19 protein-coding genes are annotated in these 18,035 nt (G+C 30.7%); 11 read left to right on the plus strand and 8 right to left on the minus strand.

All coding sequences use genetic code 11. From position 1 onward, the window contains the following. Positions 1 to 12 precede the first annotated feature (12 nt). The 3 genes from GBO31_RS19685 to dnaA all read right to left on the minus strand — a co-directional run bounded on the left by GBO31_RS19685 (position 13) and on the right by dnaA (position 2,854). Positions 13 to 744 (minus strand): SAM-dependent methyltransferase, encoded by a 732-nt coding sequence (locus GBO31_RS19685; protein ID WP_219010184.1) that lies wholly within the window; start codon positions 742 to 744, stop codon positions 13 to 15. Between the two features lie 214 nt (positions 745 to 958). Beyond that, on the minus strand, positions 959 to 1,411 hold the full coding sequence (locus tag GBO31_RS19690; protein ID WP_219010185.1) for a low molecular weight protein-tyrosine-phosphatase: 453 nt from the start codon (positions 1,409 to 1,411) through the stop codon (positions 959 to 961). Between the two features lie 15 nt (positions 1,412 to 1,426). Beyond that, entirely contained in the window at positions 1,427 to 2,854 is a 1,428-nt protein-coding gene (gene dnaA / locus GBO31_RS19695) for a chromosomal replication initiator protein DnaA (RefSeq protein ID WP_219010186.1), read from the minus strand. 192 nt (positions 2,855 to 3,046) lie between these two features. Here dnaA and GBO31_RS19700 point away from each other — a divergent pair, with 192 nt between their 5' ends. Then, positions 3,047 to 3,460 carry an acyl-CoA thioesterase gene (locus GBO31_RS19700; RefSeq protein WP_219010187.1) on the plus strand — a complete coding sequence of 138 codons (414 nt, stop codon included), beginning with the start codon at positions 3,047 to 3,049 and terminating at the stop codon, positions 3,458 to 3,460. On the opposite strand, the gene GBO31_RS19705 is transcribed toward GBO31_RS19700, so the two are convergent. From GBO31_RS19705 to GBO31_RS19725, 5 genes are read right to left on the minus strand one after another with little or no spacing between them, the layout of a single operon-like run. Next, a complete protein-coding gene (locus GBO31_RS19705; RefSeq protein ID WP_219010188.1) occupies positions 3,449 to 4,063 on the minus strand; it encodes an IMPACT family protein in 615 nt (204 codons plus the stop codon). The genes GBO31_RS19700 and GBO31_RS19705 overlap by 12 nt on opposite strands. A gap of 11 nt (positions 4,064 to 4,074) precedes the next feature. Next, positions 4,075 to 4,944, minus strand: a complete 870-nt coding sequence (locus GBO31_RS19710) for an EamA family transporter (protein ID WP_219010189.1) — start codon at positions 4,942 to 4,944, stop codon at positions 4,075 to 4,077. Then, complete coding sequence (locus tag GBO31_RS19715; RefSeq protein ID WP_219010190.1) at positions 4,941 to 5,549, minus strand: HAD family hydrolase; 609 nt, start codon at positions 5,547 to 5,549, stop codon at positions 4,941 to 4,943. Before GBO31_RS19715 ends, GBO31_RS19710 begins: the two co-directional genes overlap by 4 nt. After that, complete coding sequence (ribD, locus tag GBO31_RS19720) at positions 5,542 to 6,585, minus strand: bifunctional diaminohydroxyphosphoribosylaminopyrimidine deaminase/5-amino-6-(5-phosphoribosylamino)uracil reductase RibD (RefSeq protein ID WP_219010191.1); 1,044 nt, start codon at positions 6,583 to 6,585, stop codon at positions 5,542 to 5,544. The genes GBO31_RS19715 and ribD overlap by 8 nt, the downstream gene beginning before the upstream one ends. 4 nt (positions 6,586 to 6,589) lie before the next feature. After that, positions 6,590 to 7,051: a hypothetical protein gene (locus GBO31_RS19725; protein WP_219010192.1), complete on the minus strand. Its 462-nt coding sequence runs from the start codon at positions 7,049 to 7,051 to the stop codon at positions 6,590 to 6,592. A 94-nt stretch (positions 7,052 to 7,145) separates the two neighbouring features. On the opposite strand from GBO31_RS19725, the gene GBO31_RS19730 reads away from it, so the two are divergent. The 10 genes from GBO31_RS19730 (at position 7,146) to GBO31_RS19775 (ending at position 17,957) form a co-directional block, all read left to right on the plus strand. Next, positions 7,146 to 7,631, plus strand: a complete 486-nt coding sequence (locus GBO31_RS19730; protein WP_219010193.1) for a GNAT family N-acetyltransferase — start codon at positions 7,146 to 7,148, stop codon at positions 7,629 to 7,631. Positions 7,632 to 7,633: 2 nt separating this feature from the next. Next, positions 7,634 to 8,491, plus strand: coding sequence for a peptide chain release factor N(5)-glutamine methyltransferase (gene prmC / locus GBO31_RS19735; RefSeq protein ID WP_219010194.1), 858 nt, complete (start codon positions 7,634 to 7,636; stop codon positions 8,489 to 8,491). 12 nt (positions 8,492 to 8,503) lie between these two features. Then, complete coding sequence (locus tag GBO31_RS19740) at positions 8,504 to 9,094, plus strand: TIGR00730 family Rossman fold protein (protein WP_219010195.1); 591 nt, start codon at positions 8,504 to 8,506, stop codon at positions 9,092 to 9,094. 41 nt (positions 9,095 to 9,135) lie between these two features. Further along, a complete protein-coding gene (gene ligA, locus GBO31_RS19745; protein WP_219010196.1) occupies positions 9,136 to 11,127 on the plus strand; it encodes an NAD-dependent DNA ligase LigA in 1,992 nt (663 codons plus the stop codon). Positions 11,128 to 11,216: 89 nt separating this feature from the next. After that, positions 11,217 to 11,900, plus strand: a complete 684-nt coding sequence (locus tag GBO31_RS19750; protein ID WP_219010197.1) for a lysoplasmalogenase family protein — start codon at positions 11,217 to 11,219, stop codon at positions 11,898 to 11,900. Positions 11,901 to 14,354: 2,454 nt separating this feature from the next. Further along, positions 14,355 to 14,879 carry a DUF6913 domain-containing protein gene (locus tag GBO31_RS19755; RefSeq protein WP_246615926.1) on the plus strand — a complete coding sequence of 175 codons (525 nt, stop codon included), beginning with the start codon at positions 14,355 to 14,357 and terminating at the stop codon, positions 14,877 to 14,879. Position 14,880: 1 nt separating this feature from the next. Next, positions 14,881 to 15,756: a 4-hydroxy-tetrahydrodipicolinate synthase gene (dapA, locus tag GBO31_RS19760; protein ID WP_219010198.1), complete on the plus strand. Its 876-nt coding sequence runs from the start codon at positions 14,881 to 14,883 to the stop codon at positions 15,754 to 15,756. 9 nt (positions 15,757 to 15,765) lie between these two features. Continuing rightward, a complete protein-coding gene (locus GBO31_RS19765; RefSeq protein ID WP_219010199.1) occupies positions 15,766 to 16,695 on the plus strand; it encodes an ion channel in 930 nt (309 codons plus the stop codon). 122 nt (positions 16,696 to 16,817) lie between these two features. Next, entirely contained in the window at positions 16,818 to 17,609 is a 792-nt protein-coding gene (locus GBO31_RS19770) for an outer membrane protein assembly factor BamD (protein WP_219010200.1), read from the plus strand. Between the two features lie 15 nt (positions 17,610 to 17,624). Beyond that, a complete protein-coding gene (locus tag GBO31_RS19775) occupies positions 17,625 to 17,957 on the plus strand; it encodes a DNA-directed RNA polymerase subunit omega (RefSeq protein WP_219010201.1) in 333 nt (110 codons plus the stop codon). Positions 17,958 to 18,035: the final 78 nt, after the last annotated feature.

An 18,035-nucleotide genomic window follows, 5' to 3' on the forward strand; every position in this document is an offset into this window, starting at 1 on the left:
TTGGTATAAACTTTAAAAATCTCTTTGGATAATAAAAATAGTAGGCTTTTTGTGAAGCTCAACTTGTTCTTTTTTCCACTCTTCTATAGTTTTTGTTTTAATGTACTCTGTGGTAAGAGTGATGTCGCTGGCAATGCATAATCGGGTATTCGTATTTAAAATGGAAATTAAGTCTGCGAACATTTTATCATTTCGATAAGGAGTTTCTATAAAGATTTGTGCTTGATTGTTTTCTAAAGAACTTTTTTCAAGTGATTTAATGGTAGATTTTCTTTCATTCTTGTCAATAGGAAGATATCCGTTAAAGCAAAAATTTTGACCGTTCATACCGCTACTCATCATAGCTAAGAATATGGAAGAAGGGCCTACTAATGGAGTTACTTGAATTCCTTTTTCATGGGCAAATCGTACGACTTCTGCTCCAGGATCTGCGATGCCCGGACATCCTGCATCTGATAATAATCCAATAGATTCTCCATTTAAACATGGTGCTAGGTAATTAGGTATTTCCGAAGCATCTGTGTATTTGTTTACAGAATGTATTATAAGTGATCTTTGTGATTTACTGGGGCTTACTTTTTTGATGAACCTTCTAGCAGGTTTTTCGTTTTCAACGATATAGTGATTTACCTGTTCTAGAACTTTTTTGATGGATATCGGTAATACTTCTAAAGGAACATCGTCTCCTAATCGAGTAGGTATTAAATATAATTTTCCTTTAGGATCCAGGGGTTTTGATTCCATATTTATACAATACTAATTTTTTGATTAAATGAATTTAAATTGATTAGTTCTTTGAATTTGATTTGGGTTAGTTTTTTATTATTACTATTGGCTTTATGATAAAGAAGTATTGGATTAAAATAAAATACTAAAATACTTTTCAAAGAATATTATATTTAGATGGTTAACTTTTACTAAATATACAAAAAGTTTATTTTTTAAAATTGTTATTTCCTTAAAGCTTCTCGATCAATTGGTTACAAGCTTCATCTAGCATCCGGAATACATTTTCAAATCCTTGTTCCCCTCCGTAATAAGGATCTGGAACATCTAAGTTTTCGTTGGGATGTAGTTCGGTTAAAATAAGTTTTACTTTTTTACGATCCTGAGCATTCCTTGATAGCTTAATAATGTTCTGATAATTTGAGTTGTCCATTGCGTAAATGAGATCATAAGTATCGAAATCATTCACTGTAAACTGAGCTGCTTTTTGATTACTTATATCAATGCCGTGTTTCTTTGCTGTACTGATAGATCTTCTATCGGGTTTTTCTCCAATATGATAATTGCTAGTACCTGCAGATTGTACCAAAAACGTTTCTGAATCAAGTTTAGAAGCTAAAATACCTTCTGCTAATGGTGATCTGCATATGTTTCCTAAGCAAACCATTAGAATTTTAGTCTTCATATAAAATAAATTGACTTAAAGAGTGAGTTTTTTACCTAGATCTTCTACGTACTTTCTGAATTGCTTATCGGTTGAAGAAAGGTTGTCTACGGTTTTACAAGCATGTAATACCGTTGCGTGATCTCTTTTTCCTATCTGAGTTCCAATACTAGCTAAGGAAGCTTTGGTTAATTTTTTGGCAAAAAACATAGCTAATTGTCTAGCTTGTACAATATGACGCTTTCTGGTTTTGGATTGTAGTGTTTCTACATCCATTTGGAAATAGTCGCTTACTACTTTTTGGATATAATCTATAGAAACTTCTCGTTTTGTATTTTTAACATAGTTGTCAACTATAGCTTTTGCTAGATCAATGGTAATATCTTTCTTGTTGAATGAAGAATGTGCTATTAAGGAAATAATGGCTCCTTCTAATTCACGGATATTCGTTTTTATGTTATTAGCTAAAAACTCTACAATATCTTCAGGCATCTCTACGCCATCACGATACAGTTTGTTTTTGATAATAGATATTCTAGTTTCAAAATCTGGTTGATGTAATTCAGCAGATAGTCCCCATTTAAATCGAGAAAGTAATCTTTGTTCTATATCCTGCATATCTACAGGAGCTTTATCACTGGTAAGGATTACTTGCTTTCCGTTTTGGTGTAAATGATTAAATATATGGAAGAACACATCTTGCGTGCCTGCTTTCCCAGATAGCAACTGAATGTCATCTACAATCAAAACATCAATGATTTGATAAAAATGTATAAAATCGTTCCTGTTGTTCTTTTTTACAGATTCGATGTATTGCTGCGTGAACTTTTCCGCAGAAATATATAGAACGGTTTTTTCAGGATAATTGTCTTTTATATTAACACCGATAGCATGAGCTAAATGTGTTTTTCCTAATCCAACACCTCCAAATATTAATAATGGGTTAAATGAGGTTCCTCCTGGTTTATTGGCAACAGCCATTCCGGCTGATCTAGCTAGTCTATTAGAATCTCCTTCTAAAAAGTTATCAAAATTATAACTTGGATTTAACTGGGATTCAATTTTTACATTTCTAATTCCTGGAATTACAAAAGGGTTTTTAAGTTCCGGATTTTTACTTTTAATAGGAACGTCCACTTCTTGTGATGTAACAGGAGTTCTGTTGGAACTTGGTATCTTTTCAGTAAATGGCTTTTTATTACCATAGGTATTTTCCATCTTAATTATGTATACTAGCTTAGCAGTTTCGCCTAACTCTCTAGTTAGAGAAACTTTAAGAAGATTTACATAATGTTCTTCTAGCCACTCATAAAAAAACTTACTGGGTACTTGGATGCTTAATGCGCTATCGGTAAGCTTTACAGCTTTGATAGGTTCAAACCAGGTTTTAAAAGCTTGTGGGGTAATATTATCTTCAATAAACGACAGACAATTATCCCAAACTGATTGCGCAGTTAAATTCATTAGAGTGGTTAGATTACTTTTATATAGTTATTAACGGAAAATTGTTGAAAAAGTTCCTTCTTTTTTTGCTTGACAAATATGTGAACAAAAAATGTAAAAAAAAAACGATTTTGGGGTTGAATTTTAATTATTTTTTTCGCATACTTAAGTATAACTAATGTTAAATAACGCATCTTTTTTTTAATCAAATATATGTCAATCACTTCCGAAACTTTATTAAAAGTTAGATATTCCGAAACAGACCAAATGGGAGTCGTACACCATGGTAATTACGCACAGTATTTGGAGTTAGCCCGTATTGATTGGTTGTCTCGATTAGGTATTTCATATAAATCTATGGAAGAAAGCGGTGTCATGCTTCCTGTTTTTGCCTTAGACTTTAAATTTAAGAAATCTGCCTTCTTTGATGATGAATTAACTGTTAAAACTTGTCTTAAGAAAATTCCTACAGTCCGCATCGTTTTTGACTACAAAATATATAATCAAAACCAAGATTTATTAACAATTGCCTCCTCTACATTGGTCTTTGTCGATACAAAAACACGAAAGCCAATTTTATGTCCTCCTTACTTATTGGAAATTATTGAAAAAAAACTAGCTGGGTAATTGTTCAATTTCTATCTGATACAACGTAGAGAAAAGATCTTTTATTTCATTTGCCTTCGTTTTTCTTACAGAAATGAATATGCTACAGTTTAATTCTAGTTTTTGATCGATTATTGTAATCTGTTTTTCTTTAATTATTCGCATTACTTTATTCATATTCTGATATTCGAAAGTGATGCAGAATTTAATATTTATTGTTTTTTGAACAATATGTGAAGATTCTAAAGATAACTTAGCAGCCGTTCTATATGCATTAATTAATCCACCTACTCCTAATTTTACTCCACCAAAATAGCGAACTACGACAATAAGTATATTCGTTACTTCAAAAGATTGGATTTGGCCATAGATCGGTTGACCTGCAGAATTTGATGGCTCTCCATCATCATTACTTCGGTATTTAATATTTTCAACTCCTAATTGCCAAGCATAACACCAATGTCTTGCAGAATGATGCTGTTTTTTTAATGATTCTATTCGTTGTTTTATATCTTCTTCGGTGGTAACTGGAAAAGAGTATCCAAAAAACTTACTGTTTTTGTCTTTAAATAAAACTTCTTCACTTGGTGTTTCAATTGTTTTATATGAATCTTCTGTATTCAATAGATTATTTTTTAAATGGAAAAGGTAACTAATAAAATACTAATTATAGCCAGTATAATACCTAACCAATTTTTCGGGATTAATTTTTCTTTAAAAAATAGAATTCCAGCAAGTGTAGAAAGTAATAAGATAGCAACATTGTTTATAATGAACACAGTAGAACTGTCCATATTTTCATTTCGTAATGCTTGAATCAAAAAATAGATGGAGAAATAATTAGGAACACCTAAACAAATTCCTGCTATTATGTTTTTAAGTTCTATATCTAACTCTCTTCTTATAAATTTAAATAGTAAGACGCATATGCCAATTATTGCTGCAAAACCAAAAATGCAGGCTGAAAATATGGAGGTTTCCTCTTCACCAACATGATTTTGTTCCATATACTTTAAACTTGTGTCAATAACACCACCACCAAAGAATACTAGTAAAGGGTATATTAGATTTTGCGTTTTTATAGAAATTCCATTTTCGTTTTTTACAGAAGTAAGATAGACTGCTACCAGTGCGATTAAAATTCCTGAAATCTTTAAAAGTCCAGTGCTTTCTTGATAGACAATAATACCAAATATTACGGGGATTGCTACACTCATTTTACTGGCTACTGCTGCTACTGAAAGACCATTTTTTTGAGTTGTAATGGCCATTAGGTTGAATACCAAAATAAAGATAAGCCCAAGAGCAATGGTGATATAAAACCAACTAAAGCTAGAAATACTATCGAGATTAATGGGTTTAGAATATGCTATAAAACCAGAAGACGAGGCAACGATATAATTGATTACTATAGCTTGCAGAGTGTCTACTTTATACTTCGTAAATAGCTTGAACGTAATAAATATCCAACTAGAAGCGAGTATGCTTAGCAATAAGTAAATCAAAATAAATCAGTTTTTTTGGTAAATAGTTCCGTTATGTCTTCAGTTTTAGGGTTGTTATTCCATATATTAATTCTTAATTGTTTGGCAGATTCTGTGTTTGCATATGTGTCATCAATAAAAAGAGTTTCTGTAGGACTTAATTGATGTTTGTTAATCACAAATTCATAGATATTAGCATTCGGTTTTCTTAAATGAATTTCATGCGAAAGATAGAAAGCATCAAAGCATGATTTGAAATCTAAATAAAATGGAATATTTTCTTGGATCCAGCTAATATGTAATTCGTTTGTATTGCTCAGTAAAATTAATTTATACTTATTTTCATTAGAAAGTTTTTTTAAAAAGTCAAGTCTCTCAATAGGAAAATCCTTTAAAATAGCATTCCAAGCATCTATTATCTGTTGTTCTGAGGAGTTAGGTAATGCTTTTTGATAATAGTTAATAAATTCCATTGTAGTTATAGCGCCAATTTCATATGATTCATTGATATCTATAAATTCTTTGGTGAGAGAAGGTAAACCAAATTTTAAAAGTTCTTTGTTCGTGGCAGACTTATCTAAATTGATAAAAACATCACCAAAATCGAAAATAATTGTTTTAATCATTTTTGAGGATAGTTAAGGTGTTGTTCATAATTTTTTCTTCCAATACTAGTGTGCCCGAAAGTGAAGGTGCTTTTATGCCATGCGAAAAAGTGGTCGATCCGGTAAAAACTCGAGCTTCATCCCAAAGTCCAGCTTCTATAAAAGATTGAATTGTATAACTACCACCTTCGATAAGTACAGATTGTATTTCATGATTGTGAAGAATGGTACAGATTTGCTTAATAATATTTTCGTTAGGTTCAACAACTTCGTAAATTAAATTATCACTGCTTTTATGAGTATAAGCTTTAGATGAAATAACAATTGTTTTTGTCGATTGATCTAAAATAGAAGAGTTACTAGGGATCTTATTATAAAGATCTATCAGAATACGTACAGGATGTTGTCCAGCCCAATCACGAGTGGTAAGTTTAGGGTTGTCCTTAATAGCAGTTTTATTTCCAACTAGGATTGCTTGTTCTTCAGCACGCCACTTATGTACTAATTGCCTTGCATATGAATTAGTAATCCAAACGGGAGCTCTTTCTTCACTTTTTTCTGGAGCGATAAAATTATCTTGTGTTTGTGCCCATTTTAGAATGATATAAGGTCTCTTTTTGTTATGAAATGTAAAAAAACGTTTATGATGTTGTCTACATTCATCTTCTAATAGACCAACAACTACATCACAACCGGCATTTTTTAGTTTTTCAATACCTTTTCCTGCAACTTTGCTATGGGTATCTATAGTTCCAATAAAGACTTTTGGGATTTGATTTCGTATAATCATATCACTACAAGGAGGAGTTTTTCCAAAATGAGAACAAGGTTCTAAGGTAACATAAAGACTCGCTTCTTTTAGTAATGATTTGTCTTCTACAGAGTTTACTGCATTCACTTCTGCATGACTTCCTCCGTGAGGGCTTGTAAACCCTTCCCCAATTATCCGTTGATTATGAACAATTACACAGCCAACCATAGGGTTCGGACGTGCGTTGCCTAAAGCATTCTTTCCGATCTGAATGCATCTTCTCATGAATTTTTTATGTACATCCATGGTATTATCTTAAACTTACTTTTTGTTCTTTTTCAATTTTGTAGGTATATGAAAAGTTGCCCAAATGGTATTTGATATTTCCTTTATACTGAACGTTAAGAGAATCAGTTTGTACCATTTTTATAACACTATTTAGAAGGTTGTTCTTATTATTCTCGTATATTTTGGACATAGAAAAAGTTCCTTCTAAAGGAACTTTGAATTCATCTTTAGAAGGAACATCAAATTCTTCAGATGATATTGTTCCCACATCAATGTTATCAACAAAAATATGCATATCATCGATGGAAAGTTTGCCTCCTACATTATTTGGATTCATAAAAACAGCATCTGCATTTATGGTTATGTTGCGCATACTTACATTTTTAACATCTATTTTGGAGATGTGCAAGAATTCTGGTTTTTTAGATACAGAACAACTTGATAAGATTGCAAATATTGTTGATAAGAATAAAAACTTCTTCATTGACTACTGTATAGAATTAATGTATCTTCCGATTGTTTTAAAGCCTAAAATGTAATCGGAGTTTTATATCCACAAAAGTAGTATTTATATTAGAATGAGTGCCATAAAAATACGTCCAGTTGCTCTAGAAGATAATAAAGCTTTGGCAACAGTAATTAGAGAAGTTTTGATAGAAATGGGGGTTCCTAAAGTTGGAACTGCATATGAGGATGAAGAATTGGATATTATGTTTGAAACGTATGATGGTGAAAGAAAAAATTATTTTGTGGTAGAAGATAATGGGAAAATTATTGGTGGAGCGGGAATTGCACAATTGGCTAAAGAGAGTTCAGAGATCTGTGAGCTTCAAAAAATGTATTTCTTACCTGAAGCAAGAGGTAAAGGGTTAGGGCATCAAATGATGGAAACCTGTCTAGATTTTGCTAGAGAACAAGGTTTTTCAAAATGCTACTTAGAAACAATGCCCTATATGAAAGATGCCAGAAAATTATATGCCAAAGTAGGATTCACATATTTGGATACACCTATGGGAGACACTGGACATTATAATTGTCAAGCTTGGATGATTAAAGATTTATAAGTTTGAAAATTAAGGACCTTAGAAACAATTTTGTAGCTTCTTTATCAGAATTATATGGGATAGAAGAAGCCAGATCATTCTTTTATTTGCTTTCTGAAAATAAACTAGGTTTACGGCGTATAGATATAGCATTGGTTTTAGAAAAGGTGATGAGCAAAGATGTATTGAGATATTTTGAAGAAGCTCAATCTCGATTATTAAACCAGGAACCTATTCAATACATTCTAGGAAACACTGAATTTTATGGGCTAATGTTTCAAGTAAATAAGAATGTTTTGATTCCAAGACAGGAAACTGAAGAATTAGTAGACTGGATAATTAAGGATTGTCAAAATAGAATTAGTAATAAGAGTCTTAAGATTCTTGATATAGGAACTGGGAGTGGATGTATCGCTATATCACTGGCAAAGACGATAGAGGGTGCAGAAGTATTTGCTATAGATGTTTCAGAAAAGGCTATTGAAGTTGCTAAACAAAATGCACAATCTAATAATGTAGACATACAATTTGTGCACCAAGATATTCTAAAGGTTGATACACTAAATGAAAATTTTGATATTATAGTTTCTAATCCTCCTTATGTAAGAGAGTTAGAAAAAAAAGAAATCAAACCTAATGTTTTGGATAACGAACCAGATATTGCACTTTTCGTCTCTGATCAAGATCCATTAGTTTTTTACAGGAAGATTACAGAGCTAGCTAAAGAAAGTCTAGCTGTTGATGGTATGTTATATTTTGAAATTAATCAATATCTTGGATTCGAAACTAAAAAAATGATCCAAGAATTCGGCTATACATCGGTCGATCTTCGTAAAGATATATATGATAATGATCGAATGATAAAGGCTGGTTATATGTAATATGAATAAACTATGAATAATCTAACTTCTATTTGTGTTTTTTGTGGAAGTAGTGAAGGAAATGACACTAAGGTTGTGAGTGAAGCTCTTTTATTGGGAGAGAAATTAGCAAGTCATGATATCACACTGGTATATGGAGCTGCCAAAATCGGTATCATGGGAAAAGTTGCTGAAGGAGCTTTGAATAAAAAAGGAAAAGTAATAGGAGTAATTCCTGATTTTTTGAAACTAAAGGAAGTTGTGCATCTGGGGTTAACAGAGTTAATCACAACTAATAACATGCACGAGAGAAAAATGAAAATGCATCAACTTAGCGATGGATTTATTACTTTGCCAGGTGGTTTTGGAACCTTAGAAGAACTATTCGAAATTATTACTTGGTCACAATTGGGATTACATCAAAAACCGATAGGGTTGTTAAATATCAATGGGTTTTATGATCATTTATTAGGACTGTTAAAGCATATGGTAAAACAAGGTTTTTTGAAACAAGAAAATTATGATCTTTTGATAGTAGATGATCATATTGATGTTTTATTAGAAAAAATGAAAGCATTTAAACCAGCACAAGTACCAAAATGGTTACAACCTGATAGAACATAAAAATACAGTATCAACTTAGGGGTAAAATAGATATCAGAACGATGAATATAGAAGAACAAATCAATCAATTAAGAGAAGAATTAAGACAGCATAATTATAATTATTATGTTCTAGATGCTGCTACTATAAGCGACTATGAATTTGATATGAAGTTGAAAGAACTTCAGGCTTTAGAAGATAAAAATCCACAGTTTTATGACCCTAATTCACCAACACTTAGAGTTGGAGGAGAGGTTACTAAAAATTTTAATACAGTTGTACATGAACAACGCATGTATTCTTTGGATAACTCTTATTCTAAAGAAGATTTATTGGATTGGGAAACTAGGATAAAAAAGTTAGTCGATGGAGATGTAAGTTATACTTGTGAACTAAAATATGATGGAGCATCTATAAGTCTTACTTATGAAAATGGAGAATTGCTTCGTGCAGTTACTAGAGGTGATGGTATTCAGGGAGATGATGTTACTACGAATGTAAAAACCATTAGATCTGTACCTTTAAAATTAAAAGGAGATTATCCTCCGAAGTTTGATATTCGAGGAGAGATTGTATTACCATATGAAGGGTTTGCAAAAATGAATCAAGAGCGCATTGCTGCTGGAGAAGAACCTTATGCAAATCCTAGAAACACTGCTTCTGGAAGTTTAAAGCTTCAAGATAGTAGTGAAACAGCAAAGCGACCTTTAGATTGTTTATTGTATAATTTGGCTGGTGATCGATTAGGTATTGATTCACAGTTTGAAAGTTTAGGGAAAGCTAGAGAATGGGGGTTTAAGGTTCCGGAAGAATCACGTTTGGCAAATTCTATAGATGAAGTATTGGATTTTGTGAATTTATGGGATGAAAAAAGAAGAGATTTGCCTTATGAAACCGATGGAGTCGTTATAAAAGTTAATAATCTACAACAACAAGAAGAATTAGGTTTTACTTCGAAAGCTCCGAGATGGGCTATGGCCTACAAGTTCAAGGCAGAGCAAGTTGCTACCAAGCTTAACAAGATTACATATCAGGTAGGTAGAACAGGAGCGATAACCCCTGTTGCTAATCTAGAACCTGTTCAGCTTGCAGGAACCACTGTTAAAAGAGCTTCTTTACATAATGCAGATCAAATTGCGAAATTGGATATTAGAGAAGGTGATACGGTTTTTGTTGAAAAAGGAGGAGAGATTATACCAAAAATCGTTGGTGTAGATTTTACTAAAAGAGATCCAAATTCAACGCCTACCGAATATATTACTTTATGTCCGGAATGTGGTACACCATTAATAAGAAAAGAAGGCGAAGCACAGCATTATTGTCCTAACACAGAAGGTTGTCCACCTCAGATTGTAGGTAGAATACAGCATTATATTTCCCGAAAAGCTTTGGATATTGAAGGTCTTGGAGGTGAAACTGTTGCATTATTAGTGAAAGAAGGGTTGATCAAAAATTATGCGGATTTATATGTTTTGAAAAGGGAGCAGGTAATTCCTTTAGAACGCATGGCAGAAAAAAGTGCTGATAACTTAATTGAAGGGATAGCAAAATCTAAAGAGATTCCTTTTGAACGTGTGTTATTTGGTTTAGGGATCAGATATGTTGGAGAAACGGTAGCAAAAAAATTGGCGAAACATTATAAAACAATAAATGCTATTATAGAAGCTTCAGAAGAAGATTTAGTTAGTGTAGATGAGATTGGTGTAAAAATAGCGCAGAGTGTACAAGAATTTTTTAATATAGAAGCGAATAAACAACTCATACATAGATTACAGGATTATGGTGTACAACTGCAAATTTCTGCAGAGAAACTAGCGAATCAAAAAGATACCTTAAATGGGCAAACTTTTGTGGTTTCAGGTGTTTTTGAAAAGGTTTCCCGTAATGAATTGAAGAAACTAATTGAAGATAATGGAGGTAAGGTTTCTAGTTCGATTTCTTCTAAAACTTCATATGTGGTAGCAGGAGAAAATATGGGTCCAAGTAAATTAGAAAAAGCAAATAAGTTAGGAATCGCTATTATTAGTGAAGATGATTTTCTAAACTTAATTTAGCAATGAGACTTACTATTTTAAAATTTTGAAATATTACAGAATAATGTATGGTGAGTTCCATGTGACTTCTATAATAATATAATAAACACATGAAAATAAGAACACTTATTAAAATATTGTTAGTGCTAACAGGTAGTTTATGTGTTCTAAGTACTGTATTGCAAAATCCCGTATTAGAATTGTACGTCAAGCCGATGACAGTTCCTTTGTTCTTTATGCTGTATTGGTTTAATGTTAAAAAGGTAAACCTGTTATTTTCATGTGTTTTATTACTTTGTTTTTTAGGTGATATTTTTCTGCTAACAGGTATAGAAAATGGATTTCGATATGTTTTGTTAAGTTATACTCTTTGTTATTTTATCTTGTTTTATTTTTTGTATAAAAATCACAAGAAGCTAGATTATAACAATATTGATATTGCGTATTTATCAGTATTTATGGTGGTATGGACAATTATTGTCTATCAGATTTATGCCGTTACGAATCAGGCTATGGGTGATATAAGACCTTTTGGTATTGTTTATATCATTATTCTATATCTATTGTTAATTGGTGCGGTATTTCAATATATAAATATAAGATCACCTAAATCTCTCTGGTTTGTCATCGCAATACTTAATTTTGTAATTAGCGATACTTGTTTTGCCTTAGACAGGTTTTATGTTTCTTCTTTAGAGCTTAAAATCATCAATTCCATTTATCAGCTATTAGCAGTATATTTTCTGGTAAAGTTTAAAATCTCCAGTGCTAATCCACTTAAAATAAAGAATTAGTTAAGGGTTGATTTTATTATTTCGGTTATTTGGCTGGAATTTAGTATATTAACCAAAGGAAAAATTGTTTAATCTAGTAAAAAGTGAGGGGTGTTTCCACTGTTTTACCATAAATTATAATGAATGAAGGAAAACTACTAAGATTTTTAATTTCTTTTTTGATCGTATTACAGGTGTTAGGTTTTGTGTTTAGAGTTTCGCTTTTACATAATTTCAGCAAACCTGTTTTGTTTATAGTTATTATTTTACACTACCTGAAGAGTAGTAAAAAAATAAAACTACTTAATTTGATCGTTTTATGTCTATTTTTTCTGGCCGAATTGATTCATTTTCTAATAGAAGATATAACTATAAAGCAAATAATGATTATTAGGATTATAGGATATTTAATGTTGTTCTATTTTTTGTATTACAATCATAAATCATTTAAATACAATCAAAGAGATGTTTTTACTTTAGTTTTAGGTAGCTCTTTATATACCGTTATATTTTTTATTACCTATTTAGTTATTAGAGAACCAATGGGAGATTTAAGCTTGATAGGGTTTCTTCACTTATTATTGCTTTATGTTTTGCTAATCGTGGGAGCCATGCATTACATAAATATTAGATCAGAAAAATCCTTATGGTTTTTTTTAGCAATGTTAAATTTTTCTTTTAGCGATTTTATCTTGTTGATAGATCAGTTTTACCTTCAATCAAATGAATTGAAGGTGATTCGATTGATTTGTGAAGCATTGGCGCTTGTATTTTTAGTGAATTATATGATTACAAAATATAAATACTTAAAATCGGAAGAATTTGAAGGTTTTTAAAATGTAAATTGAAATAGTTTTGGACAGAACTAAATTGGCTTATTGGTTTTTGTATCTATCGGGTGGATTACTTTTGCTGACTTCTATCTTTCAAGAGAATTGGTTGGTATACACTAAAACGCTAGTAGTTTGCGCTGTGTCTTTTTTTTATTTGGTGAAAGCTGAGAAAGCTAGATATTTAGTTTTGTTTGCACTATTGTTAGTATTAATAGCCGAGGTTTTATCAGTAATAGATTTTAAAAAATATTTTAGAATTATTAATGTTTTAATGTCTTTCTATTATTGTCTTAATATATTTTTACTTTGGAAAAGCTTAAAAAAAATCAAAACCCAATTTAAGAAAATCTTTACGATACAACTATTAATTACAATGGGTTTGATTATTTATGTAATTTATTCTGTGGCCGATATGATTTCGGTAAGTATAATTGAAGATCAGGTATATCTTAATATCTTTATTGTTTTTTTCATATTGTTTATTGGATTGTGCTATTATATTTATCTAAATAGTAGAACTGTGGTAAGTTATTCCTTAATGATTGCGGCTTCTTGTTTTCTTATCGTAAATATTATTACCGTTCTGAATAAGTTATATGTTCATTTAGATGTTTTTGTAGTGTTTAGCAATGTTCTTCAAGTTTTTGGGCACTTTTTTTTAATTAAGTTTTTCATAGAACAAAATCATCTAAAACCTAACAATGTGGAGTTTTTTTAATTTAGCTGTTAGTTTTAGTATTTTAATTCCAATTAGATTGACTCAAAAGATTAGATATTGAAGAGTATTAAGTTGGCATATGTGTTTTTTTATATATCATTTATTGTGGTGATTTTTACTGCAATATTTTTCAAAAATATACATTTGGTTTTTGTCAAACCACTTGTGCCTATTGCTCTTATTCTTATCTGTATTACTGAAAAAAAGTCTATATCTTTTTATTTTACTCTGAGTATKCTAATACTTATAGTAAATGACACTCTGGTTTATGTGGATTTTTATAAATACTTTAATCATGTTGCTATCACGGTAAGTTTATTTTACTTGATAAATATTTTTCTATTAAAAAAATATATAGCTATTAGAGATTTGAAAATAACCAGACTTACAACGCTACCAATTTTTGTTAGTTTTATTCTGGTAGTATATTTAGTTTTTTCTGTATCTCAGATGGTATTGCCAAATCTTGAGGATTATGTCTTTTCTTTTTTCGCAATAATGTTGGTGCTTTTACTTTTTGTTGGGACCTGTTTTATAATTTATTTAATGAATAAATATGAAGGTAATTTTAAATTATTTATTTCAGGGAGTTGTTGTCTTTTTGTAAGTGCTCTGTTATTAATTAATCATTTCTACTACTATACGAAGATATTTACAGTGCTTATAAATATTACCGAAATAATAGGCTTGTATTTTTTTCTAAGATTTTTAATTGAGGTTAAATTAGTAGAAAGGAATGTAGAAAATACAAACTATCTTTAAAGGAAATAGAATTGATATATAGTATATAAAAACAGATCAAGCATAGTTGTTAAATATTTAACTTTTTGTTGATAATTCGGTGTGATTCGTAATTTTTATTATGATTTGTTGTGTTATTTAAAATGGAAATTAGCTACATTTGTCACTTAATCTTTATTGTAAATGATTTTAAAAGGTCTTAAACGAAATGCTTTAAAGAAAAGCGTTGAATCTCATATTAAAACAAGAAAATCTAGGGCTAAAGAAGTCAGTAATATTAGAAGTCTTGCCGTTTTAATTGATGCTTCACAATCGGTTAATATCTTATCCCTTGTTAAATTAGCTAACGAATTGGGAGTAAAATCGGAAAGTTTAAAAGTAATGGGGTATAAAGAGGATCAGAAAGAAATTACTGATGATAAAGATGCTGCCTATTACAACGATAAAAGTTTTGGGGTTGGAGGATCAATCAAGAGTAATTCTTTAACACAATTTATCAATAAAGATTATGATATATTAATCAATTTTTATTCTGAAAGTAAATTAGAATTAGATTATGTAGCTGCCGCATCTAAAGCTAAGTTTAAAGTTGGTTTTGCGGAGATAGACAATCGAATAAATGATTTAGTGATAGGTTCTGCAAATCAAAACACCAATCTTTTTATTTCCGAATTAAAAAAATATTTAAAAATTTTACAGATAATATAATATGAGTGCTTTTCTGAGAGGAACTGGAGTAGCGTTAGCTACGCCTTTTAATAATGATGGTTCTATTGATTATAATGGGGTAGAATCATTGGTTGAATTTTGTATAAATGGAGGTGTTGAATATTTGGTCGTATTAGGAACTACGGCAGAATCAGTTACACTTTCTAAAGAAGAAAAGAAGAAATTAGTAAAGCATATAGTACAAATAAATAATAAAAGATTACCATTGGTAATTGGTATCGGTGGTAATAATACTGCAGCTATTCTTCAAGAAATGAAAGATACCGATACATCGGATTTTGATGCTATTTTATCAGTAGTACCAATGTATAATAAACCAACTCAAGAAGGGATTTATCAGCATTATAAAATGATAAATGATCAATCACCTTTACCGGTTCTGTTATATAATGTTCCTTCTAGAACAGGAACAAATATGACTTCTGATACTACCCTAAAACTAGCTCAATTAGATAAAATAGTTGGTATCAAAGAAGCTACAGGAGATTTTACACAAGTACTTAGGATTTTGAAAGACAAGCCAAAAGATTTTTTAGTGATTTCTGGAGATGATGCATTAGCTCTTCCTTTAGTAACTGCTGGTGGCGATGGAGTAATTAGTGTTATAGGTCAAGGATATCCAAAAGAATTTTCAGAGATGATACGTTTGGGGCTTTCGGGAAATGCAACAGAAGCTTTTCAAATTTTATATAAATTATTACCAGTTTTAGATTATGCTTTTGAAGAAGGGAATCCAGCTGGAATTAAGAATATTTTAAAAAATAAAGGAGTTTGTGATGATAATGTTCGATTACCTTTAGTATCAGCTTCGGAAAGTCTATCAAATAAAATAGAAGACTTCATAAAGAATAATTAATATCCTTTTATGGCAAAAAAAATAAAAGATCCTGGAATTGGTTTATCATCCGATAAATTAGCAAAACGATTCATCAATCCAGATGGTTCTTTTAATATAAAACACATTAATAGACGTACTTCTATTTCTAGAAGTTATGATTATCTGATTAGTATTAGCTGGCTTCAGTTTTTTTGCTGGGTATTTATAGGATATATTATAGTAAATTCAATATTTGCGATTATCTATGTTTCCATTGGTATTTCTGCAATTACGGCACCTACAGGAAATTTGTTTGGAGACTTTTTAAAAGCTTTCTTTTTTTCTGCTCAAACAGTGACAACAGTAGGATATGGTGCGATGGCACCCAAAGGAGTTGTCTTTGGTGTAATTTCTTCTATTGAAGCTTTGATAGGGCTTTTGAGTTTTTCTTTTATTACTGGTTTATTATACGGTAGGTTTTCAAAACCAAAATCAAGTATACGATTTAGTGAAAAAATGGTACTTCGAAAGCATAATGGGCAAGACAGTATTATGTTTAGGTTGATGAGTAGAAGTACTAATGTTATGATACGCCCCAAAGCGGAAGTCACATTAGCTTTATCACGAAAATCTAAGAATGCTAAATATGAAAATAATTTTTATAGTCTTAAATTAGAAAGGAATCAGATTACATATTTACCAACTACTTGGACGATTGTACATCCTATTACAGAATCTAGTCCGTTAGCAGAATTTTCAAGAGAAGATTTACCTGATTTACATGGAGAGATCCTAATTTTGATAAGTTACTACGATGAATCTTTCACCCAAGAAGTACATCAGGTGCATTCATATGTTCTTAGAGATTTAAAAATTGACGAAACTTTCGTTAAAGCATTTGACTATGATGATGAAGGCTACACTATTTTAGACCATGATAAAATTAGTGAAACCAAAACATTTAAATCAAAAGATTAGAAGGACTCCTTTTTTCTTTTTCATTTTGCAACAACAATGTCTTTGAGTAGTTATTTAATAGATCAATTAAAGTTTTTGTAATACGGTAGAAATATCTATTTTTGCCAGATGTTTTTTAAGATATGAAGAAATTATTGTTTTTGTTAACTTTTGTAATTGTTTTAGGTTCTTGTAGTGAGTATCAAAAAGTACTTAAAGATGAGGAAGTTGGACCTAAATATAAGTTAGCAGAAGAATTGTATAAAGCAGGTAAGTATAAGAAAGCATTACGTCTTTTCGAACAGATTGTTCCTCAATTTAGAGGAAAACCACAAGCAGAAAGAGTGATGTATTATTACTCAGATACTTATTACAATTTAGAGGATTATTATCTTGCTGGATATCAGTTTGAAAGATTTGCTAAATCGTATCCTAATAGTGAAAAAAGAGAAGAAGCCTTTTATAAAGGAGCTAAGAGTTATTATTTCCTATCACCAAGATATAGTTTAGATCAAGAAGAAACCGATGAAGCTATTCAAAAGCTCCAGGCGTATATTAATGCTTATCCTGATAGTGAGAATCTGGAAGAAGCGAATAAATTAGTTGCCGAATTAAGGAATAAAAAGGAGAAAAAAGCATTTGAAATTGCAAAGCAATATCATCATAGAGAGATTTACAAAGTAGCTATCAAAGCTTTTGATAATTATTTAATAGATTATCCGGGATCTACTTTTAGGGAAAAAGCATTATATTACAAGCTAGAATCTCAATACCTATTGGCAATAGGAAGTTATGAGGTCTTTGTAAAGGAACGATTAGAAACTGCAAAAGGTTTCTACGATAATTATAAAAAGTACTATAAAGAAGGTGAATTTACTGCCGATGCTGAAGAAATTTCAGAAGATATAATGACACGTTTAGAAAAATTTAAATAGAAAACTTAGGAGAAGATGGATTTGAAAAAAAGTAACGCACCTGTAAATACAACCACTATCGATAAAAACTTGGTTGATCAACCTACAGGTAACATATATGAAGCAATCTCTGTAATATCTAAAAGAGCTAATCAGATCAATACTGATATCAAAAAGGAGCTTTTAGAAAAATTAGATGAATTTGCAACATATAATGATAGCTTAGAAGAAATTTTTGAAAATAAAGAGCAAATAGAAGTTTCTAAGTTCTATGAAAGATTACCTAAACCTCATGCACTTGCAGCACAAGAATGGTTAGAAGGTAAAATATACTTCAGAAATACAAAGACAGATTCTGAATCTTTATAAATAATATATGTCATCAATATTAAGCGGTAAAAAAATTCTTTTAGGTGTTACCGCTGGTATTGCTGCTTACAAAACAGC

The organism is Aquimarina litoralis (assembly GCF_019295435.1).
GTDB lineage: Bacteria > Bacteroidota > Bacteroidia > Flavobacteriales > Flavobacteriaceae > Aquimarina > Aquimarina litoralis_A.

Coding starts and splice junctions, on each gene's coding strand:
- GBO31_RS19700 (WP_219010187.1), top strand. CDS start 3,047: ATGTCAATCACTTCCGAAACTTTATTAAAAGTTAGATATTCCGAAACA.
- GBO31_RS19750 (WP_219010197.1), top strand. CDS start 11,217: ATGAAAATAAGAACACTTATTAAAATATTGTTAGTGCTAACAGGTAGT.
- GBO31_RS19770 (WP_219010200.1), top strand. CDS start 16,818: ATGAAGAAATTATTGTTTTTGTTAACTTTTGTAATTGTTTTAGGTTCT.
- GBO31_RS19725 (WP_219010192.1), bottom strand. CDS start 7,051: ATGAAGAAGTTTTTATTCTTATCAACAATATTTGCAATCTTATCAAGT.
- GBO31_RS19755 (WP_246615926.1), top strand. CDS start 14,355: ATGATTTTAAAAGGTCTTAAACGAAATGCTTTAAAGAAAAGCGTTGAA.
- ligA (WP_219010196.1), top strand. CDS start 9,136: ATGAATATAGAAGAACAAATCAATCAATTAAGAGAAGAATTAAGACAG.
- dnaA (WP_219010186.1), bottom strand. CDS start 2,854: ATGAATTTAACTGCGCAATCAGTTTGGGATAATTGTCTGTCGTTTATT.
- GBO31_RS19775 (WP_219010201.1), top strand. CDS start 17,625: ATGGATTTGAAAAAAAGTAACGCACCTGTAAATACAACCACTATCGAT.
- GBO31_RS19765 (WP_219010199.1), top strand. CDS start 15,766: ATGGCAAAAAAAATAAAAGATCCTGGAATTGGTTTATCATCCGATAAA.
- dapA (WP_219010198.1), top strand. CDS start 14,881: ATGAGTGCTTTTCTGAGAGGAACTGGAGTAGCGTTAGCTACGCCTTTT.
- GBO31_RS19690 (WP_219010185.1), bottom strand. CDS start 1,411: ATGAAGACTAAAATTCTAATGGTTTGCTTAGGAAACATATGCAGATCA.
- GBO31_RS19685 (WP_219010184.1), bottom strand. CDS start 744: ATGGAATCAAAACCCCTGGATCCTAAAGGAAAATTATATTTAATACCT.
- GBO31_RS19730 (WP_219010193.1), top strand. CDS start 7,146: ATGAGTGCCATAAAAATACGTCCAGTTGCTCTAGAAGATAATAAAGCT.
- GBO31_RS19740 (WP_219010195.1), top strand. CDS start 8,504: ATGAATAATCTAACTTCTATTTGTGTTTTTTGTGGAAGTAGTGAAGGA.
- ribD (WP_219010191.1), bottom strand. CDS start 6,585: ATGGATGTACATAAAAAATTCATGAGAAGATGCATTCAGATCGGAAAG.
- GBO31_RS19715 (WP_219010190.1), bottom strand. CDS start 5,549: ATGATTAAAACAATTATTTTCGATTTTGGTGATGTTTTTATCAATTTA.